This window comes from Daejeonella sp., from assembly GCF_044348475.1.
In the GTDB taxonomy this organism is placed as follows: Bacteria; Bacteroidota; Bacteroidia; order Sphingobacteriales; family Sphingobacteriaceae; genus Daejeonella.
Genome location: NZ_JBIKSU010000001.1, coordinates 96,295 through 119,140 on the forward strand (window position 1 = coordinate 96,295; position 22,846 = coordinate 119,140).

A 22,846-nucleotide genomic window follows, 5' to 3' on the forward strand; every position below is an offset into this window, starting at 1 on the left:
GCTTTCTTAACATTATTACGTCGAAAACCCTATTTTTGCAGAAATTTTAAATAAATGAGCATCGGATTATCTGAATTAGAGATTATGCGCCGTGAGGCCTTAGGTGAATTACGTAAACTGGGAATTGACCCTTATCCACCTGAAGCCTTCGAAGTAAATGTTAACGCACAGGATATATTAAACAATTACGAGCGGGATAAAACCTCGTATAAGAATGTCCGTTTTGCAGGTAGGATAATGAGCCGTCGCATTATGGGAAGTGCTTCATTTGCAGAGCTTCAAGACTCGACCGGCAGAATTCAAGCCTATATTAATCGCGACGAGATTTGTCCGGGCGAAGACAAAACTCTTTATAATACTGTATTTAAGAAACTTTTAGATATCGGCGACTTTGTTGGTGTAAGCGGATATGTTTTCACTACCCAGACCGGAGAGATTTCTATTCATGTTAGTGAAATGAAAATCCTTTCTAAGTCATTAAAACCACTACCAGTGGTAAAACGTGATGATGAAGGCAATATTTACGATGGGTTTACAGATCCGGAAATGCGTTACAGACAACGATATGTAGATCTGACCGTTAATCCGGAATTTAAGCAGATCTTCATCAAGCGATCAAAGGTGATCAATACCATGCGATCCTATTTTGAAGATCAGGGATGGATGGAAGTTGAAACCCCTATTCTTCAGCCCATACATGGCGGTGCGGCAGCAAGACCATTTAATACGCATCATAATGCTTTGGATATGCCGCTTTATTTGCGGATTGCCAATGAATTATACCTAAAGCGCCTGATTGTAGCGGGCTTTGACGGAGTATTTGAGTTTGGAAAAATGTTCAGGAATGAAGGTATGGATCGTACCCATAATCCTGAATTTACATCCATGGAGATCTATGTAGCTTATAAAGATTATATCTGGATGATGGCGATGGTTGAACAATGCCTAGAAAAGGTAGCACTAGCCATTCACGGTCAATCAAGCGTAAAAGCGGGTGAACATATGATCGAATTTGCTGGACCATATGAAAAACTATCCATGTATGATTCAATCAAAAAATATACCGGCATTGATGTCTCAGCAATGGATGAAGAATCTTTGCGCGCAACCTGCAAACAACTGAATATAGAAATAGACCCTACCATGGGAAGAGGCAAACTTATAGATGAAATATTCAGTGAAAAAGTGGAAGAATTTCTTATTCAGCCAACCTATATAACTGACTATCCAATTGAAATGACCCCTCTAGCTAAAAAGCACCGCAGTCAAGAAGGGCTTGTAGAACGTTTTGAACTATTTGTAATGGGTAAGGAAATAGCCAATGCCTATACAGAACTGAATGATCCTATTGACCAGCGCGAACGCCTGGAAGAGCAGCTACTACTTGCTGGACGAGGTGATGAAGAAGCAATGGCTATGGATGAAGATTTTTTGAGAGCTTTAGAATATGGAATGCCACCAACATCCGGACTGGGAATTGGAATAGATCGTTTAGTGATGCTGATGACTGATCAAAGCACTATTCAAGAAGTATTGTTCTTTCCTCAAATGAGACCAGAAAAGAAGACTATGCAGGTTAGTTCAGAAGATTTTATTGCGTTAGGAATTCCGGCAGAATGGGTTCCTGTATTGAACAAAATGGGTTTTAAAACAGTAGAAGAACTAAAAGCAGGAAACCCAAACAAAGTCTTTAATGACCTTGGCGGGATGCGTAAAAAAATGAAATTAGAAATTGCAATGCCTTCTAAAGAAGCAGTTCTAGAATGGTTTAGTTAACAAAAGGATAATATAGCGATAAAGGCCGTTATACTTTTAAGTATGCGGCTTTTTTTATTTTTGAATAAATAAAAACACAATGAAAAATTCAAGTATTGAAATTTCTGATCAGGAATATCTGATCAAACTGAATAAAGACGATTTTGACCTTACCTTTATTAAGAATCTATTGAAGAGAATAAAAGAAGAACACTATTTTTCTGCAATCAATGGTTCTTATGAAATTGAGGGGCTTAAAGTTTGTCAATTGAGTTATGAATCCACAAGTCGTTTCGATAATCTTAGAGATAAATAATATCCTAAAATTGACGGTAATTGCGCTGCTGAACTGTTCGATCCATCTGCCCCATCTGCTCCTTCATCATTTTTATCTGATCAGCCAATAATTTATTTTTATCGGCTTTTTTTGCCTCCTGCAGATACAAAGTAGCTTCTCTCTTATTTCTTTTTGCCATGGCAATTCCAGCCAAGCTTAATTTAGCCAGTGCTATATTATGATCCATGGTCATTCCTAAACTAATGGCTCTTTTAAAATACTTCTCAGACTGCAAAGGAGCCTTACGTGATTCAATCAAACCGATCAAAAGATTATAATAACCATGCTGCCCGCTAAATAACTGCGTTTCGTGATTTTTAATTCGGTTCAACCAAACTCCTGCCTGATCCATATTATCTTTTCGCAGATAATATTGTGCAATCAGCATATATTCGTTATAAAAGAAGGTTACAGTGATAAGAATGGCTATAAAAACAGAAAGTATTCCCCATCCCCAAAATCCGAAAACCATTAAAGTTATTGCTGCACCCAACACTATAGCTGCAAGTATCAATCTGATGTAATTAGGCATTATCTTTTATCTTTTAAATTTGTTTCAAATATCCGTTTATTTGAGCGTTTAACCAATATCAATCTAAGAAAATATGTCTATTCAATTTGAAAATAACTGGCAGGAAATCCTGAAAGAAGAATTAGACAAAAATTACATGTCAAATTTACACTCTTTTCTTGAAATCTGCCGTAAAGAAGGGCATACCATATTTCCACCAAACAATTTAATATTCAACGCTTTCAATCATACACCCTTTGATCAAGTTAAGGTGGTAATCATTGGTCAAGATCCTTATCATGGTAAAAACCAGGCGCATGGCTTGGCATTTTCAGTCCAGAAAGGTGTTAAGTTACCCCCTTCACTAAAAAATATCTATAAAGAGCTGCAATCAGAATACAATGACTTTCAAATTCCTAAACATGGCGACTTAAGTTCATGGGCAGACCAAGGAGTATTGTTACTGAATGCAACCTTAACCGTTGAAGCTTCGAAGGCCGGCTCCCATCAAAATCAGGGATGGGAAATATTTACCGATCGGATAATTCAAATTATTTCGGAGAAAAAAAATAGGATTGTTTTTCTATTATGGGGTAAATATGCACAAGCTAAAGCCAGATTGATTGACCATAATAAACATCTGATATTGACGGCGGCACATCCTTCACCTTTTTCAGCTTATCATGGATTCTTTGGCTGCAATCACTTTATTTTAACTAATGAATACCTGAAAAATAATGGAGAGAAGGAGATTGATTGGAAGGTAGAGTAGGAATTTGCTGATTTGTCAATTTGTTGATTTGTCCATGACAATTATTTTTATTTGTTAATTGGTATTCCAATTGACAAATAGACAAATTGAATAATGGACAAATTAAATAAAAGACAACTTAGTACTCTAAAGGCACCGCCGGCTCCTTTTTATTTGTAGACATGATCATCATGGTTTGGAAGGTTTTAACAACCGAGATCTTACTGATCTTATCCATGATCAAACGTTCATATGATTTAATATCTTTCACATAAGCTTTTAAAAGAAAATCACATTGCCCGGTAACATGATGGCATTCGGTAATTTCCTTTATTAATTCAATTTCTTCCAAAAATACCTGTATCGTATTATTCTTATGAAAATCAAGCTGAATCTGAATAAAAGTTTTTATTCCTAAACCAAGCAATTCTTCATCAACAAGAGCATGATAGCTTTTAATATAATGGGCTTGTTCAAGTTTTCTAACTCGCTCAAGGGTAGGTGCCGGAGACAGGCCTACTTCATGTGACAATTGAAGATTGGTAATCCTTCCATTCTCCTGTAGAATCTTTAAAATTCTAAAATCGATTTTATCCAGTTCTATAGCCATACGTTACCAAAAATAAAAGTTTTAAAAGGAATAGCCAAATTTTATTTTAAAATATGAAGATAAAATTGGCAGATATTTTTTTATATATTTTTTTTAGATTAATCTAAAAAATAAATTAGATTTGCTTAATCATGTCAACTATTCATTCCTTTACCGAAGAAAATTATCTGAAGGCTATTTACCATTTAAGTACTGGGAATAATTCTGTTGTGAGTACCAACCAAATTGCTGAAATGACGAATACTAAAGCAGCCTCGGTTACTGATATGTTAAAGAAGCTTTCCGAAAAAAAGCTGATCAACTACATTAAATATCAGGGAGTTACTTTAACTGAAGCTGGGAAAAATGCAGCTGTTAACATTGTCAGGAAACACCGTTTATGGGAGGTTTTTCTGGTCGAAAAATTAGGTTTTAAATGGGATGAGGTACATGATATTGCTGAAGAGCTTGAACATATTAATTCAGAATCGCTAATCAACAGACTTGATGATTTTTTAGGAAATCCGGCAGCAGATCCTCATGGAGATCCTATTCCAGACCGTTCAGGAACCATACATCAAAAAAAACTGGTACGAATTTCTGATATGCACCAAGATCAAAACGGAATGATTTCAGGGGTTAGTGAGCATTCATCTGTTTTCCTCAAATTACTTGAAAAAATGGGGCTAACTCTTGGTACCAAAATCAGGGTTTCTGAGCTTATTGAGTTTGACGGATCCATTATGCTTATTGTAAACGATCATACCGACAGAACAATCAGCCGTGAGGTTGCAAAAAACATCTTAGTCATGCTATGAATACCAACAATGACGACTCATTAAGTGAGGTACATAGTTCTATAAATACCGGCGGAAAAACCGGATGGAGAAAGCTTTTTGCATTCATAGGACCAGCTTATCTTGTCAGCGTTGGTTATATGGATCCGGGAAACTGGGCAACAGATATCGCCGGCGGTAGTCAGTTTGGTTATAAATTGATCTGGGTATTACTCATGTCAAACCTGATGGCTTTATTGCTTCAGTCACTTAGTGCCCGGTTGGGAATAGTTCGCGGTCTAGATCTTGCGCAAGCATCTCGAAATAGCTATCCAGCATACATCAATTACCCTTTATATGTTTTGGCACAAATTGCCATTATTGCCTGCGACCTTGCAGAGATTATTGGAATGGCAATCGGACTAAACCTATTATTTGGCTTACCACTCATTTGGGGAATTTCTATAACCATCCTTGATACATTCCTCTTGCTTTTTTTGATGAACAAGGGAATGAGAATGATGGAAGTATTTATTGTTTCGATGGTATTTATTGTGGGAATCTCCTTTCTTACAGAAATGCTCATTGTAAAACCATTATTGGGAGAGGTGATTTCAGGATTCAAACCATCAATTTTAACAGGAAATGCACTTTATATTGCTATAGGAATCATTGGTGCTACCGTTATGCCACATAATTTATATCTGCATTCCTCATTGGTTCAAACTAGAAAGATTGAGCGAACTCCAAAAGGAATCAGGGAATCATTAAAGTATAATTTTATTGATACTACTATTGCGCTGAACCTGGCATTCTTTGTCAATGCCGCCATACTCATACTGGCTGCCACTGCATTCTATAAAAACGGCCTATTTGAGGTAGCAGAAATTCAGGATGCCTACAAATTACTTGATCATATATTTGGATCAATAGCACCAACCCTATTTGCCATTGCATTAATTGCATCAGGACAAAGCTCAACCATAACGGGAACTTTAGCGGGTCAGATTGTGATGGAAGGCCATTTAAAACTAAGAATACAGCCCTGGATCAGACGCCTTTTAACCAGGATGATGGCCATAATTCCTGCATTTTATACTATTCTGCATTTTGGTGAAGATGCACTTGGTGGCTTATTGGTTTTAAGCCAGGTTGTATTGAGTTTACAGTTAGGCTTTGCAGTAATACCCCTGATCCACTTCAACTCTGACAAATCAAAAATGAAGGAATATGCCATAAAGACTTGGGTAAAAATACTTGCCTGGTTAACGGCATTGATCATTGTTAGTTTAAATGTTCAGCTGGTAATTGAAGAGATTGGAGCTTGGATAAAAGATACGACCATTAATGTTTGGTGGATTTATCTACTGGTTATCCCTGTTATAGTTATGATTTTTGCATTGCTTGTTTATGTATTCATCATGCCATTTTTTAAGAAATCTGAACTTGATTCATCCAATGTACCTCATGGTGAAGCATTAGAGATCGGAGAAATTCAACCTATACAATACCATAAAGTGGGTATTTCAGTTGATTTCTCTAAAAATGACCGGAATACTTTGCGGCATGCACTTCTTCAGGGCGGTAAAGATGCTGAGTATCATTTGATACATATTGTTGAAACAGCTGGTGCTAGATTCCACGGCGAAAAAGTTTTAGATCATGAAACCCAGAGTGATACTAATAATCTTGAGAAATATAAATTAAATCTAGAAGAACTTGGATATAAGATCACTATTGCCATCGGATATGGAACAGCTGCCAAAGCAATTGCAGAAATTGCAAAAGAAAGAGAACTTGACCTATTGGTCATGGGCGCACATGGACATTCGGGCATCAGTGATCTGATCTTTGGAACAACCGTAGAAAAGGTTCGTCATAATGTGCAAATTCCAGTTCTCATCACTAAATAAATCATCTGTCTTACAATTTAAGCAGATACAAAAGCTCTTTAGGTTTGAGGTAAGCATTCTTTTGGAAAATGATATTCTTCTTTTCATCCAGAATAGTTAAAGTGGGATATGAAATTTGTACTCTGATCATTCCCAGATCAAGAGCCAGCTCATGAATTCCCGTATTAGAACCAGATGGCCTGTATTTAAATACTTTACCTTTAAATACGATATCGCTTCTTTCCTCAGCATCAAGAAATAAAAGATGATATGTATTGTTTATCAAGTCTGAAACTTCCTTATTCTTTACTATATTATTCTTCATTGCATGACAATATTTACACCAATTAGTCATGATCATCACCAGAACTGGTCTGGGTTCTGCAATTTCCAATTCCTCAAAAGTTACTGGCTTAACCTGTGCAAGCATCCTAGAAGGCAAAAAAAACGCAAATAAACAAATAACTAGTATTTTAAGCATATTATCTGAGTGTATATCTAAATCCTAAAAATGCTCGGATACCTTGATTTGGTGCATAAACATATCCCGGGTCAAAACTTAATGCATAAGGATTTTCTGAACTTGAAATTACGGTGCCGGAAGCATCCCGTTTCACATTTTTATCGAATGGATCTCTGCTATTCGCAATTAAGAATGGCTCATTACGACCTGGCTTCCAATTCAGCAGATTTTTCATCCCAGCATAAATCTCTAGTTTTTGAAAGCCCCCATAAGTTAATTGTATGTTTTGAAGGCTCCAGACGGGTGAATATTCGCTCCTTGGATCAGAATCGCCCAAAAGAGGCAAACGCATTGGACCATATATATTTCCTGTATAATCCATATTTAAGTTTGTACGGTTAAGTTTATAGGAAATGCCCCATGTGCCAGTCCATTTTTCGGTTAGTAAAGGCCGCACAAATTTGTTATTTTGTTTCGAAAACACATCGAGCAAAGATATACCTGCTAAAATCTTTATTCCATTATCCAAATCCATATCTAAATTGGCTGAAATACCTTTTGATACCGCATATCCATTTAAATTACTGTAAATAATCTGATCAGGATTCGTAAGGTAATCAGGAATGATCTGATTATTAAAATGGGTGTACCAGGCTGATGCGTCAAGGCTCATAAAACTGCCATTTTTGAAATAAAACTTCTTGTTAAAATTCACATTCGCATTATAACTTCGCTCTGGTTCAAGCTTCTGATTAACAATAACTTCCCTGGAACCGGTTAGGGCTGCGTGTTCCTCAGTAAAAAGACTTACAACCCGAAAACCTGTACCTGCGTTTATCCGCAGCACATTATTCTCATTGATGTTCCATTTGTATGCTATCCGGGGTGTTAAAATATGCTTATGAACAGAATTATAGTCGTAACGAAGTCCCAGAAGCATTTTGTGCGTCTGGGATAGTGTAATTTCATCCTGAATAAAGATTCCCGGAAGCCATACTTGATCTGGTTTATCACTACCATTTATTAATGCAGTGGCAGGGCTGTTGTCATTGTAAAAGGTATACCGCAAAGCAGTACCTAATAAAAGATCGTGACTATTCACCTTTCTATCCCAGCTTAACTGCCCGAAAGCAATCTTTTGTCTGGCATGATACAAGGTATTTCCATAGACCGAATTTTGCGCATGGTCGTTCAAAGAAAGGGCTAACATAACAGGCTCATTTACTGGCAATTGATAATTGCCTAAAAGCTCCCATCTGTTGGTATAAATACTTTCAGCATAGCGCTCTGAACCAGCACGATAAGATCTGTCCCAGCTTATATCCCCACCCCAGCGATCCTCATAATTATACCTGCCTGCCAGACTAAACAACCTGTTCTCTTTCCTTTTAAAAGACCACTTTTGAAAGACGGAAATACGATCCTGCAATGCTACATCGGTGAAATTATCACCATTATGATCAATCTTGTTTGTATAATTGAAATAGTTGATCCCTGTCAGAATATCTGCACGTTTTCCGGCCTTTAGCTTAATACCAAGATCGGTATTGATTTCTCCCCAGGAAGTACTAAAAACATCCGCAACCAATGCAGGGGCATTCTCAGGCTTTTTAGTGATAATATTGATCAGTCCGCCAACCGCTTCCGAGCCATAGAGTGAGGAAGCCGGTCCTTTTACGATCTCAACCTGTTCAATTAATGAATTTGGGATACCTGATAATCCATAAACCGATGATAATCCGCTAACGATAGGCATTCCATCAATAAGTATCATGGTATAGGCTCCTTCAAGTCCGTTAATATGAATATCACCCGTATTACATACATTACAATTCAACTGGGGACGAACACCATTTACATTTTGCAAAGCGTCAAATATCGATGTACTTGGATTTTTTCGAAAGAATGCCGGACTGTATACCTCAACAGGTACAGGGCTAGCCAGACGGCTCACTTCTTTCATTGTTCCACTCACTACCACCTCATTAATTACAGAAGATGCTTCTAATAGTTCCAGATCAATATTAAGAACCTGATTTTCATCAATAGTAATATTCTTATTAACAGGGCTATAGCCCATAGCCGAAACCATCAGGATATATTTTCCGGCTGGCAGTTTTTCAAGTTGATAATGTCCATCAGAATCACTTGATGTTCCAAACCTGCTATTTAATACTGCAATGCTGGCAAACACAATGGGCTTTTTTCCAGATTTTACCATACCCTGAATGATGGAAGTCTGTGCCAGAACCGTATTTAGGCAGCCCATCAGGACAAAACAGGGAAGTAATAAGCGCATTGATTAAATTTTTATCACATTATTAGATTAACAAAAATACAATTTTAGATTAATCTAAAAAATAAATTGTATTAATCTTAAAATATGATAATTCCGGTTATGGATTTTGTTTCGGATATTTGCAGAGATATGGCGAGTGGAATTAGTATAAAGAACAAGAGAGCTTATTTTGAGTATCACATACTCGATACGTATACAGCTGGAATTAAACTTCTTGGCACTGAAATTAAATCAATACGTGAAGGAAAAGCTGATATCAATGATGCATTCTGCACTTTTATTGACGGTCAGTTGTATGTCAGAAATATGCAGATCGCAGAATATTCGCATGGTTCATTCTATAATCATGAAGCAAAGCGTGATCGAATCCTGCTTTTGAATAAAAAGGAATTAGCCAAACTAAAGATCAATATTGAAGAAAAGGGTTTCACCATTATCCCATTAAAGATATTTACTTCAGAAAGAGGATTTGCAAAACTAGAAATCGGGCTCGCACAGGGCAAGAAAATTTATGACAAACGTGAAACGCTCAAAGACCGGGATGCAAAACTGGAAATGAGCAGGGCGATGAAGAGGTAGGGATTGTCTGTTGTCTGTTGTCTGTTGTCTGTTGTCTGTTGCCTGTTGTCTGGCTAACGTACCCAATCTGATAACTGATAACTGTTAACTGATAACAGATAACCTACCAAGCCTTCTCTCCCACCAGCGGTACAAAACGAAAGGTATCGAGTACAAAGCGTTCAAAATCATTTTCAGATACTCTTAAAACGGTGATCATCTTTTGTGACTCTTCGTCGCCAACGGGAATGACCAGGATACCTCCTATTTTCAGTTGTTTCAATAAAATTTCAGGAACCAAAGGTGCACCGGCAGTCACAATGATTTTATCATAGGGGGCATGTTTTGCTATTCCTTTAGAGCCATCTCCAAAAAAGAATTCGGCCTGATATCCCATATGAGGCAATACCTGTTTAGTTCGGTTGTATAAATTTTCTTGTCTTTCAATCGTATAAACCTGAGCCCCAAGTTCAACAAGAATACAAGTTTGATAACCTGAGCCCGTTCCAATTTCGAGCACCTTATCTCCTGCTTTTATGTGTAAGAGTTCTGTTTGATAGGCAACAGTATAGGGTTGCGAAATGGTTTGACCATCTCCAATAGGAAATGCGATATCCTTATATGCTTGTTTCCAGAATGTTTCGTCAAAAAAATAATGACGAGGTACTTTTCCAATGGCTTTTAAAACATTTTCATCTGCAATACCCCGTTCGCGGAGTAATTCAACTAACTTTTTCCGCGCGCCCTTCTCTCGATAACTATCAACTAATTTATGTGCCATTTAATTTCAAAAATAGTCTTATGAAGGCATTTTCAGAAAATTATATGAATATAAAATCAGAGTGAATATTTTCAATAGGGATCTACATCAATATGCATATAAACACCCTTATTTGTTGGAAGGCTATCAAAATTTACGAGAATCTGTTGCAGGGCTTCTTTAATCTTTTGAATAGACACTCCCTCCCGCTCAACTTTAAGTAAAACGGTCTGGATATAATAATTTCTAATCCTGCTAATCATTGGAGCTTCAGGACCAAGTACCCTATCACCAAACTGAGATCTCAGAATCTTAGCTAATGAAGAAGCAATCAGGAGCAGTTTAGTAAGATCTTTATGTTTAACATTGATTTGAATGAGGCGATAAAGTGGCGGATAATGAAAATTTCTGCGCTCTAGTATTTCAGTATCGAACATTCCTTCGTAATCATTCTTTACCACCTGGCTAATAATCCGGTGTGAGGTATCATACGCTTGGATAATGACCTTTCCTTGTTTTGTGCGTCTTCCTGCACGGCCAGATACCTGAGAGAGCATCTGATAACTTCGCTCAAAGGCGCGAAAATCAGGATAGTTCAGCATACTGTCGGCGCTAATAATCCCTATTGTGGTTACATTCCCAAAATCGAGACCCTTGGCAACCATTTGTGTACCTACCAAAATATCAATCCTCCCCTCTTCAAAATCATTCAGGAGAACCTGAAAACTATTCCTTGTCCTGGTAGAATCAAGATCCATCCGGGCTATAATAGCATCTTCAAAGATTCGCTGTAATTCATCTTCAATTTTTTCAGTACCAAATCCTTTCTGTTCAATTCGGGTTGAACCACAGGCAGGGCAAACGCTTACAATGTCTTGTTTGTATCCGCAATAATGGCAATGAAGCTTTGCGCTGCTTTTATGAAAGGTTAAACTAACATCACAGTTTACACATTTTGGAGTATATCCACAGGTAGTACAGAGCAATACCGGCGTATAACCACGTCTGTTCTGGAATAGAATAACTTGTTCTTTACGTGATAAAGCTCCTTTTATCTCATTCAATAATACTGAGGTAAAATGCGATTGCATCGTTTTTCGTTTAGTTTCTTCAGCAATACTAACTACTTCAATAATTGGTGACTTAACACCACCAAAACGACCCTTTAATGTTACCAGGCCATATTTTTTAATCTTGGCATTGTAAAAACTTTCCAAACTGGGTGTAGCCGATCCCAAAACGATCTGCGCCTTATGTAATTGCGCCAGATATATTGCAGTATCTCTTGCATGATACCGCGGTGCTGGATCATATTGTTTATAGGAAGATTCGTGTTCTTCATCTACGATAACTAGACCAAGGTTTTTAAATGGAAGAAAAATTGATGATCGTGCACCCAAAACTAATTTATATTCACCTTTGAGCACTTTTTGCCAAACCTCTGCGCGTTCATTATCATTGAATTTGGAATGATAGACTCCAATTTGACCACCAAAATGTTCTTTTAATCTTTCAATTACCTGTGTAGTAAGTGCAATTTCAGGTAAAAGATAAAGGGTTTGCCTTTCCTGTAGTAGCATTTGCTCGATCAAGCGGATATAGATCTGAGTCTTTCCAGACGATGTTTCACCATAAAGCAAGACTACACCCTTATCATCAAGCTGTTCTTTAGTTTCTTTCAGTGCATTTACCTGTGCCTCATTTAATTCAAAATCATGAATCTCTTCAAGCTCACCAAAATTTAAGCGACTAACTACCTTATCTTCCTGAATAAAGATCTCCTTGTCTAACAATGCTTTTAGAACTGCAGCAGAACTTCCCGAAACTTCAATCAGATCAGCCTTTGCGATCGCGGCTTGTTGCTTTTCAAGTTTAAAGTATGCCAATAAGATCTCCAATTGCTTGGGTGCACGTTCTAGCACTTCAAATAAAGCTTTTCTATTTTCAGGCTCATTATATTGAGAATTCAGGACGATAAAAGCCTTTTTCCGCGGTTTGAATTTCTCTGTTATTTCTTCTGAGATAACAATTACGTTCTTCTCAAACAAGGCTCTCAACAAAGGGAAAACCGTTTTTTGGCCAAGAAGTTTACTAATATCACTCACACTTAGTTCAGGATGAAGTTCGAGCGCATCAACAATAAGAAATTCTTTATCAGACAATAAACTTTTATCGATCTCCTCAAAAGTGTTTAACACAATTTTTGTTTCACTGGCAAGCTTTAAGGCTGAAGGCAATGCAGCCTGCATTACTTCACCTAAATTACAGATGTAGTAATCAGACATCCAATGCCATAATTTAAGCTGAAATTCATTAACAATGGGTTCAGCATCAAGAACATCAATAATATACTTGGCTTCGTAATGCGCAGGAGGAGTTTCAGTAATCAAACAAATTATTGCTGTATAAATTTTGCTCCTGCCAAATTGAACCACCACGCGCTTTCCAATGGCTACATCAGCGGTCATTTCTAGTGGCACCCTGTAGGTATAGGTTTTGGAAATAGCGAGTGGAAGAATTACCTCGATAAAAATAGTCTTCCGAACAATGCCCTCAGTTTCATTGAATTCAAGCATTATTTATTCTTTATAGTAGCAATTAGCAAACTGATCCAGCCCATGATAAAAAATAATCCACCGATAGGCGTAATAGGACCAATAACAGAAATGTGACTTATATTCAAGATTTCTTTTGCTGAGATTAAATATAAGGATCCCGAAAAAAGAATGATCCCCAAACTAAAAAACCAGGAAGCTAACTTAATTTCACGACTATTAAAGCGTGAAAAAGTAGAAAGGAATAGCAGAGCAAAAGTATGATAGAACTGGTAATCAACGGCAGTTTTCCATACTTCTAGTTCAGAAGTAGTGAGTCGAGCTTTTAATGCATGAGCTCCAAAGGCTCCTAAAATAACAGCGAGTATTCCAAACACTGAAGCGATAATAATGATGCGTTTGTTCATATTGTTAGATTAGAATGCTAATTTAACAAACATGTTTGCAATTCTACTTTGAAGACATAAAAATATAAATTTGTTTAAAGTAAATTTTAATGAAAACAATTATTGGGATCACTGCAGCCTTATTAATTACAATACTTGCTGTAGCTTACCTATACTTTTCAAATCTTAATGTTAAAAACCGTAGTAATAACCAGATTCTATCTGAAATACCGTTTGATGCATCAGTAATATTTCAACATCCAAACGACCAAAGCCTTTACGATATTTTAAAAGATTACACCATTTTTGATACCATTGCCGGGCCTCAAAAAAAAGAAGATATTCATTGGTTAAGTAACTTTATACTCAGTAATTCTGCTCTAAAACCGGCAATAGCAGGTCAAAAAGTATTTTTATCATTCCATCCATCTCAAACTGACACCGTGCATTTTCTTTGGTCAATGCAACTAAAAGAGTCAATTAATGCAGATGATATCAGGAAAATTAGTGCAAGTGACACTTCAAATCAGACCCATACATTTCAGAAAAATGGACATGATATATTCCTGATCAAGAATAAAACACTTGATCGATCCTTTTATTTTACTATTGATAATGGAATTGCTAGAGGCAGCTTCAACAAGGACATTCTTTTTCGCAGCTTGAATAAAAACTCACAGAAGATAGATCCTGAATTCATTAAAATCATTAACGAAGGCGTTAGAAAAGATGGAAATGCGTTGGCAAACCTGTTTATCAATTATAAAAAACCAGGGTTTCTCAAGCCCTTTTTTAGAAATAAATTAAGCGGAAACTTTGAAATATTACAGAGTTTTTCTGGCTTTTCAAGCTTAAGCCTTAATTACAAAAGTGACGATCTTATATTTAACGGGCTCACCAATATTTCAGATAAAAAGAATAATTATACTAGGCTATTCTTAAAGCAAACACCTGTAAAAAATACCATTAAACAAATACTACCCTATAATACCTCTAATTCATTAGTTTATGGACTATCGAGTTTCATAACTTTCCATGATGACTTGACTAGTTTATTTAAGGAAAGAAAAGAACTTGACACCCTTATTAATCAAATGGGCAGAATAACCTCTGAAACCGGAGTCAATCCTGACCGTGACATTAAGAAATTATGGGGCAACGAACTATCCACGATTCAACTTTCAACCTATGAAAATTTAGCGATCATTAAAGTTACAAATGGAACCCAGATGCAATTTTTTCTTGAGCCCCTGAGCTCAACTTATTCTGAAACGATCAGAAAGATAAATTTTGAGAGCTTGTTTTATAATTACTGGGGCGACCCTCTAAAAAAATATGCGAAGCCATTTTATGTTATCACAGACAATTTGCTCATCCTATCTAATTCGCCTGGCACCTTGCAGAGATATCTTAATGACTATAATTCGGAAAGATTTCTTTTGAAAACGGAGGCATTCACACAATTTGATCAATTTATTGGCGATCAAAGTAATATTTCGTTTATTCTGCATTTTAATAATTCGGCAAGTATTCTTAAAAATTTATTAAAAAGAAATTATGCAGGTAACTTTGGGAACAACAAACATGGTATAAATGACCTGTACGCTTTCTCTTATCAACTTGCGAGCAATAAAAATCATTTTTTTACCAATTTTTATACAGGCTATAAAAAATCAGCTGCAACTCCAGATGATGTTTTATCCGTAGATAGTATAAAGAAGAAAAATTAAAAAGAATGATCAGCACCAAGAAAAAAAACACTTATTTATTTCAAATATTCATTTGGACGATCATTATACTAGGTATAAACAATACGACTTTTGCGCAGCAATTTTCACTTTACAATAGTCGTACTCTTTATGACAGCTTTGAGAATCCATCTCAAAGAGCATATCAGGTAGATACCAGCAAACGTTTTGCGTTTAATTTTTTCATACCTGTGATCAGCATCAACAGTTCGTTTTCCGGACCTGCACAATCTGCGTTCAAAACACTACTATATGATGGCATGTTTAATGGTAGCGATATTACAATTGGAGAAAATAAGCTAAATAATATCACATTAAATTCAAATAATTATGTGGCGATGCTTAGGATGTTAAAGTCTGTCAAAAAATATCAAGAATTAGGCCTTTCTTGGCAAATTCGAAACGATGGCAGAGCTGAAGTAAGTAATGAAATATTTGCGGTATTCGACGATTATAGGCTCTTTAACTCCAACTCAGTGCAAAACATTTTAAATTTAAATGGCTACAATCAATCGTATCATCAGTTTAGTTTTACGTACAGGCAGAACTATACCAAGCATTTGGCTATTGGGGCTAAATTAAGTTTGCTCAGTGGCATTAGTTATACCAAGCTAAAGGTTCGTCAATCTGAAATAAATTTAGACGAGCCTGCAGATGTGATAGACGTTTCGCTTCGGGGCACCCTGCGATCGAATTTCAAGTTTGATAATTTCCAAAGAAACATGATTAAACCAAATTTTAGAAATCCTGGCTTATCTTTTACTGCAGGTGCCAGTTATAAATTGCGGGATGGCTGGTTTGTTTTGGGAAATTTAAAAGATATTGGATTGATTAAATGGAGCAAGGATTCATACGAATACAACTTTAATACTGGCAGAATTTTCATTGATAATGCATCCAATCAAACTGCAGATAACAGACTTGCAGACAGTCTTGATAGGAATATAAGTTCAATTTCTACAAACAAATCGTATGTAAGTGTACTAAATGGCAAAGCAGAGATCCTGATTAATAAAGATTTTGGAAATTACCGTCCTAATCTGATCTTATCAAAAAGCATTTATTACAAAGGCGGAGATATTGCCTTAGTTAATAACTACCATTATAAAAACTATGTATTCACCGGAATGGCTGATTACAATACCAATGGTTTTTTACAGCTAGGCGGACAGTTGATGATTAAAACTCCAAATGTTGAATTCTACATGGGAAGCGATCATCTTGTTAAATCGTTAGAAATATTGAAGACTTATATTAAAAATCCAACTATCTATCCTAGTGGATATACCGGACTATCATTTTATATGGGATTTGCACTGAAATTTGGAAGGGTATTAGAACATCCGTTAAATGCCACACAGATACCTGGCTTTATTAAAGACCCTAAGAAAGGATTTATTAAACGACTATCCGGAAAAAAGACCTAGAGCAGTCCTTTTTTTGATGTTGTAACTAGAAAGTCTTTCAAATAAAAGGGTTCGAAATAAGCTAAATTTTCAAAGTCTGAATCATGGAATTTTTTCAAAGCCAGCGCATTTAAATGGCAAGCAGATGTGACAAAATCACTGAAATTAATAGTAGGCTGATCTTTAAAAAGCTCTCTGAATTTATCAGCACCATCACCAAAGAGGAATAGCGACTGATTATTGTACTCATTAAATGAGTCTTTATCTACAATTTTTGCGCGAACGGATTCAACAATACTCAAATCTTTACGGTATACCCCAGTATAAACTTCCATACGCCTGGCATCAAGCATTGGTATAAGTAATGAAGAATCAGAAAGCTTAGAAGAATCGCTAAAACCAGAGGCCATTGCTTCTATAGTATCAATTCCAATTAAGGGAATATCAAGCGCGTAGCATAAGCCTTTAGCTGTTGAAACTCCAATTCTTAATCCCGTGTATGAACCAGGTCCTTTACTAATTGCAATTGCCTGAAGCTCAGAATATGTTTTGTTGGCCGCAACCAGCACCTCTTCAATAAACAAGGTTATATGGCTGGCATGAATATTACGTTCGTTCACCTCTTTTATTGCTAGGATACTGCCATTCTGAGACAAGGCTACAGAACAAGTTGTTGTTGCAGTTTCAAGAAGTAAAATCAATTGATCTTTCATCGATACAAAGGAGCAAAATTAATTACAAATTATAAAGCTTAAGGTACTGGATCATGACCATGCCCACCCCAGGGATGGCATCGACCAATACGTTTTAAGGTAAGCCAGCCACCTTTAAACGGACCATATTTATTTATGGCTTGAAGCCCATAATGAGAACATGTTGGAGTAAAACGGCATGATTTTCCAAGAATAGGTGAAATTAAATACTGATAGATTTTTATCAGAAGTAAAAACAGGCCAGAAAATATCTTTTTTATAAGCTTTTTGAACATGTTTGCTCAGATATATTCTTTTTTAATCGCAGCATTGCAGTATTAAATTTCTTTTCCATTGAAACATATTCAGCAATTTCATTCCCGATATAATTAATACCAAGTACTATTTTTTCTGAACGTTCATTGAGAAAAGGAAAAAGATTTTCAGCCTTTTGAGTACGGTAAATTTCACGAATTCTGCGCTTTAGCAAATTTCGATCTACAGCACGTTTAAACTTTTTTTTGGGAACACTAATTAATATCTGGACAGGAAATTCTGAAATTGCTTCAGAGGAATGCCAGATTATACGAAAGGGATAAACTAAAAAAGAAGAACCGCTATGATAAAGCTTTTCTATGAGCTTTATATTACATAACCGTTCTTCCTTTTTTAAACTGTTCATTTTGATTGTTAATTAGCCTGATTGACAAGCAGATATTGATCTGCAAAATCGTAAAAGGCTACGAAAATACAATCAAAAATTATGCTTTATGGCGACGCTCGTCAGATACAGATAGTCTCTTTCTACCTTTAGCTCTTCTAGAAGCTAATACTCTTCTTCCGTTTGCACTGCTCATACGCTCTCTAAACCCGTGCTTATTTCTTCTTTTTCTTTGAGAAGGCTGGAATGTTCTTTTCATGACTTTTTAATCTATTATTACTCTAAAAAACAAGAGTGCAAATATAAGCTTGATTTTTCACAATTCAAACAGTTGATTAAAAATATCCTTATCTTTCTTGAGAAACGAATTTCCCACACTCAGATTTATGAAATTAAACCCGCTGTATTTACTTGTATTATTTTCAAATATAGCCTTTGCACAGCTTAAAACCGAAAATTATAAAATTTATAATACCCAATCAAAAAGTATATGCTCATTAGATGAAATGATCAGCAGTCTTGCACGGGCAGATGTAGTCTTCTTTGGCGAAGAGCATAATGACCCAACAGGGCATCAGCTTGAGTTAGATGTGCTTCAAAAGTTATATCAGATACATGGCAAAAAACAGGCGCTTTCCATGGAGATGTTTGAAAAAGATATTCAACAGGTTATGAATGAATATTTACAAAACCTGATCCGCGAAAAGAACTTCATTAAAGAAGCTAGGGCATGGAATAACTATACTGATTATAAACCGATGATAGAATTTGCGAAGGAAAAGGAACTTGCTGTAATTGCAGCGAATGCGCCAAACCGTTATGTAAATCTGGTTACCCGAAAGGGATTATCTGCCCTGAACACGTTGAACAGATCTGCAAAAAAATGGCTTCCACCACTACCTATTGATACAGCTACAGGCGCTTATTATCAGAATTTCTTAGAAACTATGGGCGGCCACTCGGTTCCAGGAATGGAAATATATCAATCGCAAAACCTTTGGGATAGCGGAATGGCTTATTCAATCAAGCAGTATCTACAGAAAAACAAAAAAGCTAGGGTATTTCATGTGCTAGGCCGTTTTCACAGCGATGAAAAACTAGGAACAATGGCTAAATTATTAAAGTCTAATCCGGGATTGAAGCTATCAAATATTTCAAGCTTCTCTGATCAATCATTTAAAGAACCTGATTGGAGCAAATTCTCAAAACTTGGTGATTTTGTGATTGTAACCAATCCTGAACTGAAAAAAACTTTTTAATTATTTTTTCTGTTGTTTTAACAGATCCCTGATCTCCATTAATAATGCTTCTTCAGGGCTTGGTGCTGGCAGGGCTACAGGCGTTTCCTCTTCTTTACGCTTTAGAGCATTCATGGTTTTTATGACAGCGAAAATACAAAAGGAAACGATCAGAAACTGAATGACAGCATTAATAAAATTTCCATAGCGTATTGACACTTCTTCTACTTTCAGAATAGCATTAGCAGAAATTAAAACCAACTTCTTTGAAGAGAAGTCAACACCACCCATTATAAATCCCAAAGGTGGCATCAGAATATCATCAACTAATGAAGTAATGATCTTTCCAAAAGCAGCGCCAATGATCACACCAACCGCTAAGTCAACCACATTCCCTTTAGCTATAAATTCTTTAAACTCCTTAATAATCGCCATATAATTTCTAAATTTTAAAAACTTACTAAATATGATTAGTTTTTAACTAAATCAAAAATATTTTTACATTAAAACGATTACATAATTTACATTAAGAATGCGTCATAAGCCAATATTTGTGTAATTTTACATGACAATTCGAATCATGTTAAGACAAAATTTTCAGCAAAAGCTTCTTCAAAAACTATCTCCTCAACAAATTCAATTTATTAAGTTATTACAGGTACCAACTGTATCGCTTGATACCCGAATTAAAGAAGAGCTGGAAGACAATCCAGCACTTGAAGATCTTAGTCTTGCTAACATGAATGAACCGGCAGAAGAATATCCTGACAAGGATCCAGACGATAATTTCAATTCAGAAGATAGCCAGGATAGCTCAGATGAATTTAATGTTGATGACTATTTGCAGGACGACAATATCAACGACTTTGGCTCCAAATACGAGCAGAATGGAGATGATGATGAGGAGCGAAAAGAAATTCCCATTGCTGTGCAAAATTCATTTTTTGAAAGTCTTCAAGCGCAGCTACATCTGGTACCTTTATCCGATAAAGATTTCAGAATTGGTCAACAAATTATTGGCAGTCTTGATGATGATGGCTACTTGCGTCGCCAAATTACTTCACTGATTGATGATCTAGCTTTTTCGCAGAACATTTTTGCAGAGGCTGAAGAGGTGCTTGAGATCCTTAAAGTAATTCAATCATTCGATCCGGCAGGAGTTGGTGCAAGAGATCTTCAAGAATGTTTATTAATTCAACTTAGAAAAAAAGATCAAAATCCAATTGTTAGAAAAGCGACGAGAGTAGTAGAACATTTTCTAGAAGAATTTACTAAAAAACATTACGACAAACTTGAACGTTCACTAAACATGGATTCAGAGGAGCTTAAAGAAGTTGTCAATGAAATACTGAAACTTAATCCAAAACCAGGCGATTCGAATGCTGTTACAACAAAGCAACTTCAAATTATCCCTGATTTTCATATCAGTAATAACGACGGTATTTTATTTTTAACCTTAAACTCAAAAAATGCTCCTGAACTGCGGGTAAGTCGGTCGTATCAAGACATGTTTGAACATTACGATAAAACTGCTCAAAAGGATAAAAAACTAAAAGAAGCAGTACAATTTGTAAAACAAAAACTTGATTCAGCGAAATGGTTCATTGATGCAATTAAACAGCGTCAGCAAACTTTGCTTAAAACCATGAATGCAATCATGCATTATCAGTATGAATATTTTCTGAGCGGCGATGATAAGAATTTAAAACCAATGATCCTGAAAGACATTGCTGATCGTATTGGCATGGATATCTCAACTGTTTCTAGGGTAGCTAACTCTAAATATGTACAAACAGAATTTGGAACATTTTTATTAAAATCATTTTTTTCTGAAGCCATTCAGATGGAAAGTGGAGAGGAAGTATCCAATAAAGAGGTTAAAAAAATTCTTGAGGAATGCATTGGCAAAGAAGATAAAAGACGACCACTTGCAGATGAAAAACTGACTGAAATCCTCAAAGAACAAGGCTATAATATTGCCAGAAGAACTGTGGCCAAATACAGGGAAGCAATGAATATACCGGTTGCAAGATTAAGAAAAGAGCTATAGGCCGGTTGTCTGTTATCAGTTGTCTGTTGTCTGTTATCAGTTGTCTGTTATCAGTTGTCTGTTATCAGTTGTCTGTTATCAGTTGTCTGTTGTCTGAGGTCTGAGGTATGAAATACTTGTTTGAAATGAAGCAGAATCTATCTCAATATGCAATACTAAAAAAATGTTGTCCGTTATCCGTTGTCTGTTATCTGAGGTATGAGGTACTTGTTTGAAATGAAGCAGAATCTATCTCAATACGCAATACGCAATACTAAAAAAATGTTGTCTGTTATCATTTGTCTGTTATCTGAGGTATGAGGTACTTGTTTGAAATGAAGCAGAATCTATCTCAATACGCAATACGCAAAATTCGTTATCTGTTGTCTGATAACTGTTAACAGACAACTGATAACAGATGCATTACCAGCTTTTTTGCGGACATGTTACTTTGTACCTGTTATTCAAGAAAATGCCTAGCACAATTTCATGAGATCCATTACTCACGGTATTTAAGCCGGAAGTAGTAACATCATATGAATAGCCTATATTCATAAATGAGCCCAGATTAAAACCAGCCATTCCTGCAAATGCATCATCTTTACGATAACTGCCTCCCAGCCAGAAACGGTCTTTGTAAGCAAGTTTAAGATTTACATCAACAGACATGGGCACCGGAGATACTACCTTTAATAATGCTGAAGGAATAGCTGCAAAATCATCTCCGAGATATATTTTATAACCCAAAGTTGCGAATAGATGCGAAACTTTTCTGCCCTGATCATAGGTTACAGGATCATCACTGAAACCCATCGGACTTTTCAAAAGCTGCTGTGCTGAAACCCCTGCGAAATATCTAGGCCCATATAACCAAATGCCTGCACTAAGATCAGGTTTAAGCTGGTTAAAATTTCCAGTACCGATAGCCTGATCAACCGGGTTTTCAAGAACTAATTGCGAACGATCCAAAAACAGCTTTGAAACACCTGCGGCAACACCTACTGAGACATTTATCTGTTCAGTAATTCCAATGTGATACGCGTAATTTAAATTAACATCGGTTCTTGAAATAGGCCCTGCTTTATCTGAAACTGCTGTAAATCCTACCCCATGGTGAGGCTCAGATGCCATATAGTTTTGCAAATAGCTGCGATTATTGGGATTTGAACCACCGCCTTGAGGAACCGATGTGGAGGTTCCATATCGAAAACTATTACCAATAGGAGCGTGAATTGAAATATAGGAAGTTTCAGGAGCTCCAGTTAAACCCTGCCATTGACGTCTATAGCCTGCCTTTACATCGATGTAATTCTCAATGCCAGCTATAGCAGGATTCAATATAAAATTATTTAAAATATACTGCGTATACTGTGGCCTCTGTTGAGCAGCAACTGCATGACCTAAACATATAAAAACTAGTAAAAATACCGCTTTCTTCAT

Annotated in this window: 23 protein-coding genes; 10 read left to right on the forward strand and 13 right to left on the reverse strand. The window is 36.3% G+C overall.

Annotation, left to right across the window (positions count from 1 at the left end; genetic code table 11):
- Positions 1–54 precede the first annotated feature (54 nt).
- Together lysS and ACIQZ6_RS00470 are read left to right on the forward strand one after the other, a co-directional pair.
- Positions 55–1,776 (forward strand): lysine--tRNA ligase, encoded by a 1,722-nt coding sequence (gene lysS / locus ACIQZ6_RS00465; RefSeq protein WP_395807098.1) that lies wholly within the window; start codon positions 55–57, stop codon positions 1,774–1,776.
- 79 nt (positions 1,777–1,855) lie between these two features.
- Positions 1,856–2,071, forward strand: coding sequence for a hypothetical protein (locus ACIQZ6_RS00470; RefSeq protein WP_395807100.1), 216 nt, complete (start codon positions 1,856–1,858; stop codon positions 2,069–2,071).
- A 4-nt stretch (positions 2,072–2,075) separates the two neighbouring features.
- Here ACIQZ6_RS00470 and ACIQZ6_RS00475 read toward each other — a convergent pair whose 3' ends face one another.
- Entirely contained in the window at positions 2,076–2,624 is a 549-nt protein-coding gene (locus tag ACIQZ6_RS00475; protein ID WP_395807102.1) for a DUF2892 domain-containing protein, read from the reverse strand.
- A gap of 73 nt (positions 2,625–2,697) precedes the next feature.
- Here ACIQZ6_RS00475 and ung point away from each other — a divergent pair, with 73 nt between their 5' ends.
- Entirely contained in the window at positions 2,698–3,375 is a 678-nt protein-coding gene (gene ung / locus ACIQZ6_RS00480) for a uracil-DNA glycosylase (RefSeq protein WP_395807104.1), read from the forward strand.
- Positions 3,376–3,493: 118 nt separating this feature from the next.
- On the opposite strand, the gene ACIQZ6_RS00485 is transcribed toward ung, so the two are convergent.
- Positions 3,494–3,964: an Lrp/AsnC family transcriptional regulator gene (locus ACIQZ6_RS00485; RefSeq protein ID WP_306551706.1), complete on the reverse strand. Its 471-nt coding sequence runs from the start codon at positions 3,962–3,964 to the stop codon at positions 3,494–3,496.
- Between the two features lie 131 nt (positions 3,965–4,095).
- Here ACIQZ6_RS00485 and ACIQZ6_RS00490 point away from each other — a divergent pair, with 131 nt between their 5' ends.
- Together ACIQZ6_RS00490 and ACIQZ6_RS00495 are read left to right on the forward strand one after the other, a co-directional pair.
- Complete coding sequence (locus ACIQZ6_RS00490) at positions 4,096–4,761, forward strand: metal-dependent transcriptional regulator (RefSeq protein WP_395807107.1); 666 nt, start codon at positions 4,096–4,098, stop codon at positions 4,759–4,761.
- Positions 4,758–6,632, forward strand: coding sequence for an Nramp family divalent metal transporter (locus ACIQZ6_RS00495; protein ID WP_395807109.1), 1,875 nt, complete (start codon positions 4,758–4,760; stop codon positions 6,630–6,632). The genes ACIQZ6_RS00490 and ACIQZ6_RS00495 overlap by 4 nt, the downstream gene beginning before the upstream one ends.
- A gap of 10 nt (positions 6,633–6,642) precedes the next feature.
- Here the strand turns inward: ACIQZ6_RS00495 and ACIQZ6_RS00500 are convergent, their stop codons facing one another.
- On the reverse strand, positions 6,643–7,092 hold the full coding sequence (locus tag ACIQZ6_RS00500) for a thioredoxin family protein (protein ID WP_395807111.1): 450 nt from the start codon (positions 7,090–7,092) through the stop codon (positions 6,643–6,645).
- Position 7,093: 1 nt separating this feature from the next.
- Positions 7,094–9,373 (reverse strand): TonB-dependent receptor domain-containing protein, encoded by a 2,280-nt coding sequence (locus ACIQZ6_RS00505; RefSeq protein ID WP_395807113.1) that lies wholly within the window; start codon positions 9,371–9,373, stop codon positions 7,094–7,096.
- A gap of 129 nt (positions 9,374–9,502) precedes the next feature.
- On the opposite strand from ACIQZ6_RS00505, the gene smpB reads away from it, so the two are divergent.
- Positions 9,503–9,952: an SsrA-binding protein SmpB gene (smpB, locus tag ACIQZ6_RS00510; protein WP_395807248.1), complete on the forward strand. Its 450-nt coding sequence runs from the start codon at positions 9,503–9,505 to the stop codon at positions 9,950–9,952.
- A gap of 103 nt (positions 9,953–10,055) precedes the next feature.
- Here smpB and ACIQZ6_RS00515 read toward each other — a convergent pair whose 3' ends face one another.
- From ACIQZ6_RS00515 to ACIQZ6_RS00525, 3 genes are all read right to left on the reverse strand, one after another.
- Positions 10,056–10,712 carry a protein-L-isoaspartate(D-aspartate) O-methyltransferase gene (locus ACIQZ6_RS00515; RefSeq protein ID WP_395807115.1) on the reverse strand — a complete coding sequence of 219 codons (657 nt, stop codon included), beginning with the start codon at positions 10,710–10,712 and terminating at the stop codon, positions 10,056–10,058.
- 71 nt (positions 10,713–10,783) lie between these two features.
- Positions 10,784–13,267 (reverse strand): primosomal protein N', encoded by a 2,484-nt coding sequence (gene priA / locus ACIQZ6_RS00520; RefSeq protein WP_395807117.1) that lies wholly within the window; start codon positions 13,265–13,267, stop codon positions 10,784–10,786.
- Positions 13,267–13,653: a DUF423 domain-containing protein gene (locus ACIQZ6_RS00525; RefSeq protein ID WP_395807119.1), complete on the reverse strand. Its 387-nt coding sequence runs from the start codon at positions 13,651–13,653 to the stop codon at positions 13,267–13,269. The genes priA and ACIQZ6_RS00525 overlap by 1 nt, the downstream gene beginning before the upstream one ends.
- A gap of 89 nt (positions 13,654–13,742) precedes the next feature.
- On the opposite strand from ACIQZ6_RS00525, the gene ACIQZ6_RS00530 reads away from it, so the two are divergent.
- On the forward strand, positions 13,743–15,362 hold the full coding sequence (locus tag ACIQZ6_RS00530; protein WP_395807121.1) for a hypothetical protein: 1,620 nt from the start codon (positions 13,743–13,745) through the stop codon (positions 15,360–15,362).
- A gap of 5 nt (positions 15,363–15,367) precedes the next feature.
- Entirely contained in the window at positions 15,368–16,807 is a 1,440-nt protein-coding gene (locus ACIQZ6_RS00535) for a DUF5723 family protein (protein ID WP_395807123.1), read from the forward strand.
- On the opposite strand, the gene tsaB is transcribed toward ACIQZ6_RS00535, so the two are convergent.
- The 4 genes from tsaB to rpmH form a co-directional block, all read right to left on the reverse strand.
- Positions 16,804–17,499 carry a tRNA (adenosine(37)-N6)-threonylcarbamoyltransferase complex dimerization subunit type 1 TsaB gene (gene tsaB, locus ACIQZ6_RS00540; RefSeq protein ID WP_395807125.1) on the reverse strand — a complete coding sequence of 232 codons (696 nt, stop codon included), beginning with the start codon at positions 17,497–17,499 and terminating at the stop codon, positions 16,804–16,806. The genes ACIQZ6_RS00535 and tsaB overlap by 4 nt on opposite strands.
- A gap of 38 nt (positions 17,500–17,537) precedes the next feature.
- Positions 17,538–17,774 carry a membrane protein insertion efficiency factor YidD gene (gene yidD / locus ACIQZ6_RS00545; RefSeq protein WP_395807126.1) on the reverse strand — a complete coding sequence of 79 codons (237 nt, stop codon included), beginning with the start codon at positions 17,772–17,774 and terminating at the stop codon, positions 17,538–17,540.
- Entirely contained in the window at positions 17,756–18,160 is a 405-nt protein-coding gene (locus ACIQZ6_RS00550) for a ribonuclease P protein component (protein WP_395807128.1), read from the reverse strand. Before ACIQZ6_RS00550 ends, yidD begins: the two co-directional genes overlap by 19 nt.
- A gap of 79 nt (positions 18,161–18,239) precedes the next feature.
- Positions 18,240–18,398 carry a 50S ribosomal protein L34 gene (gene rpmH / locus ACIQZ6_RS00555; protein ID WP_079701901.1) on the reverse strand — a complete coding sequence of 53 codons (159 nt, stop codon included), beginning with the start codon at positions 18,396–18,398 and terminating at the stop codon, positions 18,240–18,242.
- Between the two features lie 127 nt (positions 18,399–18,525).
- Here rpmH and ACIQZ6_RS00560 point away from each other — a divergent pair, with 127 nt between their 5' ends.
- Entirely contained in the window at positions 18,526–19,398 is an 873-nt protein-coding gene (locus tag ACIQZ6_RS00560; protein WP_395807130.1) for a ChaN family lipoprotein, read from the forward strand.
- On the opposite strand, the gene mscL is transcribed toward ACIQZ6_RS00560, so the two are convergent.
- Entirely contained in the window at positions 19,399–19,812 is a 414-nt protein-coding gene (mscL, locus tag ACIQZ6_RS00565; protein WP_395807132.1) for a large-conductance mechanosensitive channel protein MscL, read from the reverse strand.
- 145 nt (positions 19,813–19,957) lie between these two features.
- Between mscL and rpoN the strand changes: the two genes are divergently transcribed.
- A complete protein-coding gene (rpoN, locus tag ACIQZ6_RS00570) occupies positions 19,958–21,427 on the forward strand; it encodes an RNA polymerase factor sigma-54 (RefSeq protein WP_395807250.1) in 1,470 nt (489 codons plus the stop codon).
- Positions 21,428–21,829: 402 nt separating this feature from the next.
- On the opposite strand, the gene ACIQZ6_RS00575 is transcribed toward rpoN, so the two are convergent.
- Entirely contained in the window at positions 21,830–22,846 is a 1,017-nt protein-coding gene (locus ACIQZ6_RS00575; protein ID WP_395807134.1) for a type IX secretion system membrane protein PorP/SprF, read from the reverse strand.

What these genes read in the sequence shown, in the direction of transcription:
- lysS (WP_395807098.1), top strand. Translation starts at nt 55, where the DNA reads ATGAGCATCGGATTATCTGAATTAGAGATTATGCGCCGTGAGGCCTTA.
- ACIQZ6_RS00470 (WP_395807100.1), top strand. Translation starts at nt 1,856, where the DNA reads ATGAAAAATTCAAGTATTGAAATTTCTGATCAGGAATATCTGATCAAA.
- ACIQZ6_RS00475 (WP_395807102.1), bottom strand. Translation starts at nt 2,624, where the DNA reads ATGCCTAATTACATCAGATTGATACTTGCAGCTATAGTGTTGGGTGCA.
- ung (WP_395807104.1), top strand. Translation starts at nt 2,698, where the DNA reads ATGTCTATTCAATTTGAAAATAACTGGCAGGAAATCCTGAAAGAAGAA.
- ACIQZ6_RS00485 (WP_306551706.1), bottom strand. Translation starts at nt 3,964, where the DNA reads ATGGCTATAGAACTGGATAAAATCGATTTTAGAATTTTAAAGATTCTA.
- ACIQZ6_RS00490 (WP_395807107.1), top strand. Translation starts at nt 4,096, where the DNA reads ATGTCAACTATTCATTCCTTTACCGAAGAAAATTATCTGAAGGCTATT.
- ACIQZ6_RS00495 (WP_395807109.1), top strand. Translation starts at nt 4,758, where the DNA reads ATGAATACCAACAATGACGACTCATTAAGTGAGGTACATAGTTCTATA.
- ACIQZ6_RS00500 (WP_395807111.1), bottom strand. Translation starts at nt 7,092, where the DNA reads ATGCTTAAAATACTAGTTATTTGTTTATTTGCGTTTTTTTTGCCTTCT.
- ACIQZ6_RS00505 (WP_395807113.1), bottom strand. Translation starts at nt 9,373, where the DNA reads ATGCGCTTATTACTTCCCTGTTTTGTCCTGATGGGCTGCCTAAATACG.
- smpB (WP_395807248.1), top strand. Translation starts at nt 9,503, where the DNA reads ATGGCGAGTGGAATTAGTATAAAGAACAAGAGAGCTTATTTTGAGTAT.
- ACIQZ6_RS00515 (WP_395807115.1), bottom strand. Translation starts at nt 10,712, where the DNA reads ATGGCACATAAATTAGTTGATAGTTATCGAGAGAAGGGCGCGCGGAAA.
- priA (WP_395807117.1), bottom strand. Translation starts at nt 13,267, where the DNA reads ATGCTTGAATTCAATGAAACTGAGGGCATTGTTCGGAAGACTATTTTT.
- ACIQZ6_RS00525 (WP_395807119.1), bottom strand. Translation starts at nt 13,653, where the DNA reads ATGAACAAACGCATCATTATTATCGCTTCAGTGTTTGGAATACTCGCT.
- ACIQZ6_RS00530 (WP_395807121.1), top strand. Translation starts at nt 13,743, where the DNA reads ATGAAAACAATTATTGGGATCACTGCAGCCTTATTAATTACAATACTT.
- ACIQZ6_RS00535 (WP_395807123.1), top strand. Translation starts at nt 15,368, where the DNA reads ATGATCAGCACCAAGAAAAAAAACACTTATTTATTTCAAATATTCATT.
- tsaB (WP_395807125.1), bottom strand. Translation starts at nt 17,499, where the DNA reads ATGAAAGATCAATTGATTTTACTTCTTGAAACTGCAACAACAACTTGT.
- yidD (WP_395807126.1), bottom strand. Translation starts at nt 17,774, where the DNA reads ATGTTCAAAAAGCTTATAAAAAAGATATTTTCTGGCCTGTTTTTACTT.
- ACIQZ6_RS00550 (WP_395807128.1), bottom strand. Translation starts at nt 18,160, where the DNA reads ATGAACAGTTTAAAAAAGGAAGAACGGTTATGTAATATAAAGCTCATA.
- rpmH (WP_079701901.1), bottom strand. Translation starts at nt 18,398, where the DNA reads ATGAAAAGAACATTCCAGCCTTCTCAAAGAAAAAGAAGAAATAAGCAC.
- ACIQZ6_RS00560 (WP_395807130.1), top strand. Translation starts at nt 18,526, where the DNA reads ATGAAATTAAACCCGCTGTATTTACTTGTATTATTTTCAAATATAGCC.
- mscL (WP_395807132.1), bottom strand. Translation starts at nt 19,812, where the DNA reads ATGGCGATTATTAAGGAGTTTAAAGAATTTATAGCTAAAGGGAATGTG.
- rpoN (WP_395807250.1), top strand. Translation starts at nt 19,958, where the DNA reads ATGTTAAGACAAAATTTTCAGCAAAAGCTTCTTCAAAAACTATCTCCT.
- ACIQZ6_RS00575 (WP_395807134.1), bottom strand. Translation starts at nt 22,846, where the DNA reads ATGAAGAAAGCGGTATTTTTACTAGTTTTTATATGTTTAGGTCATGCA.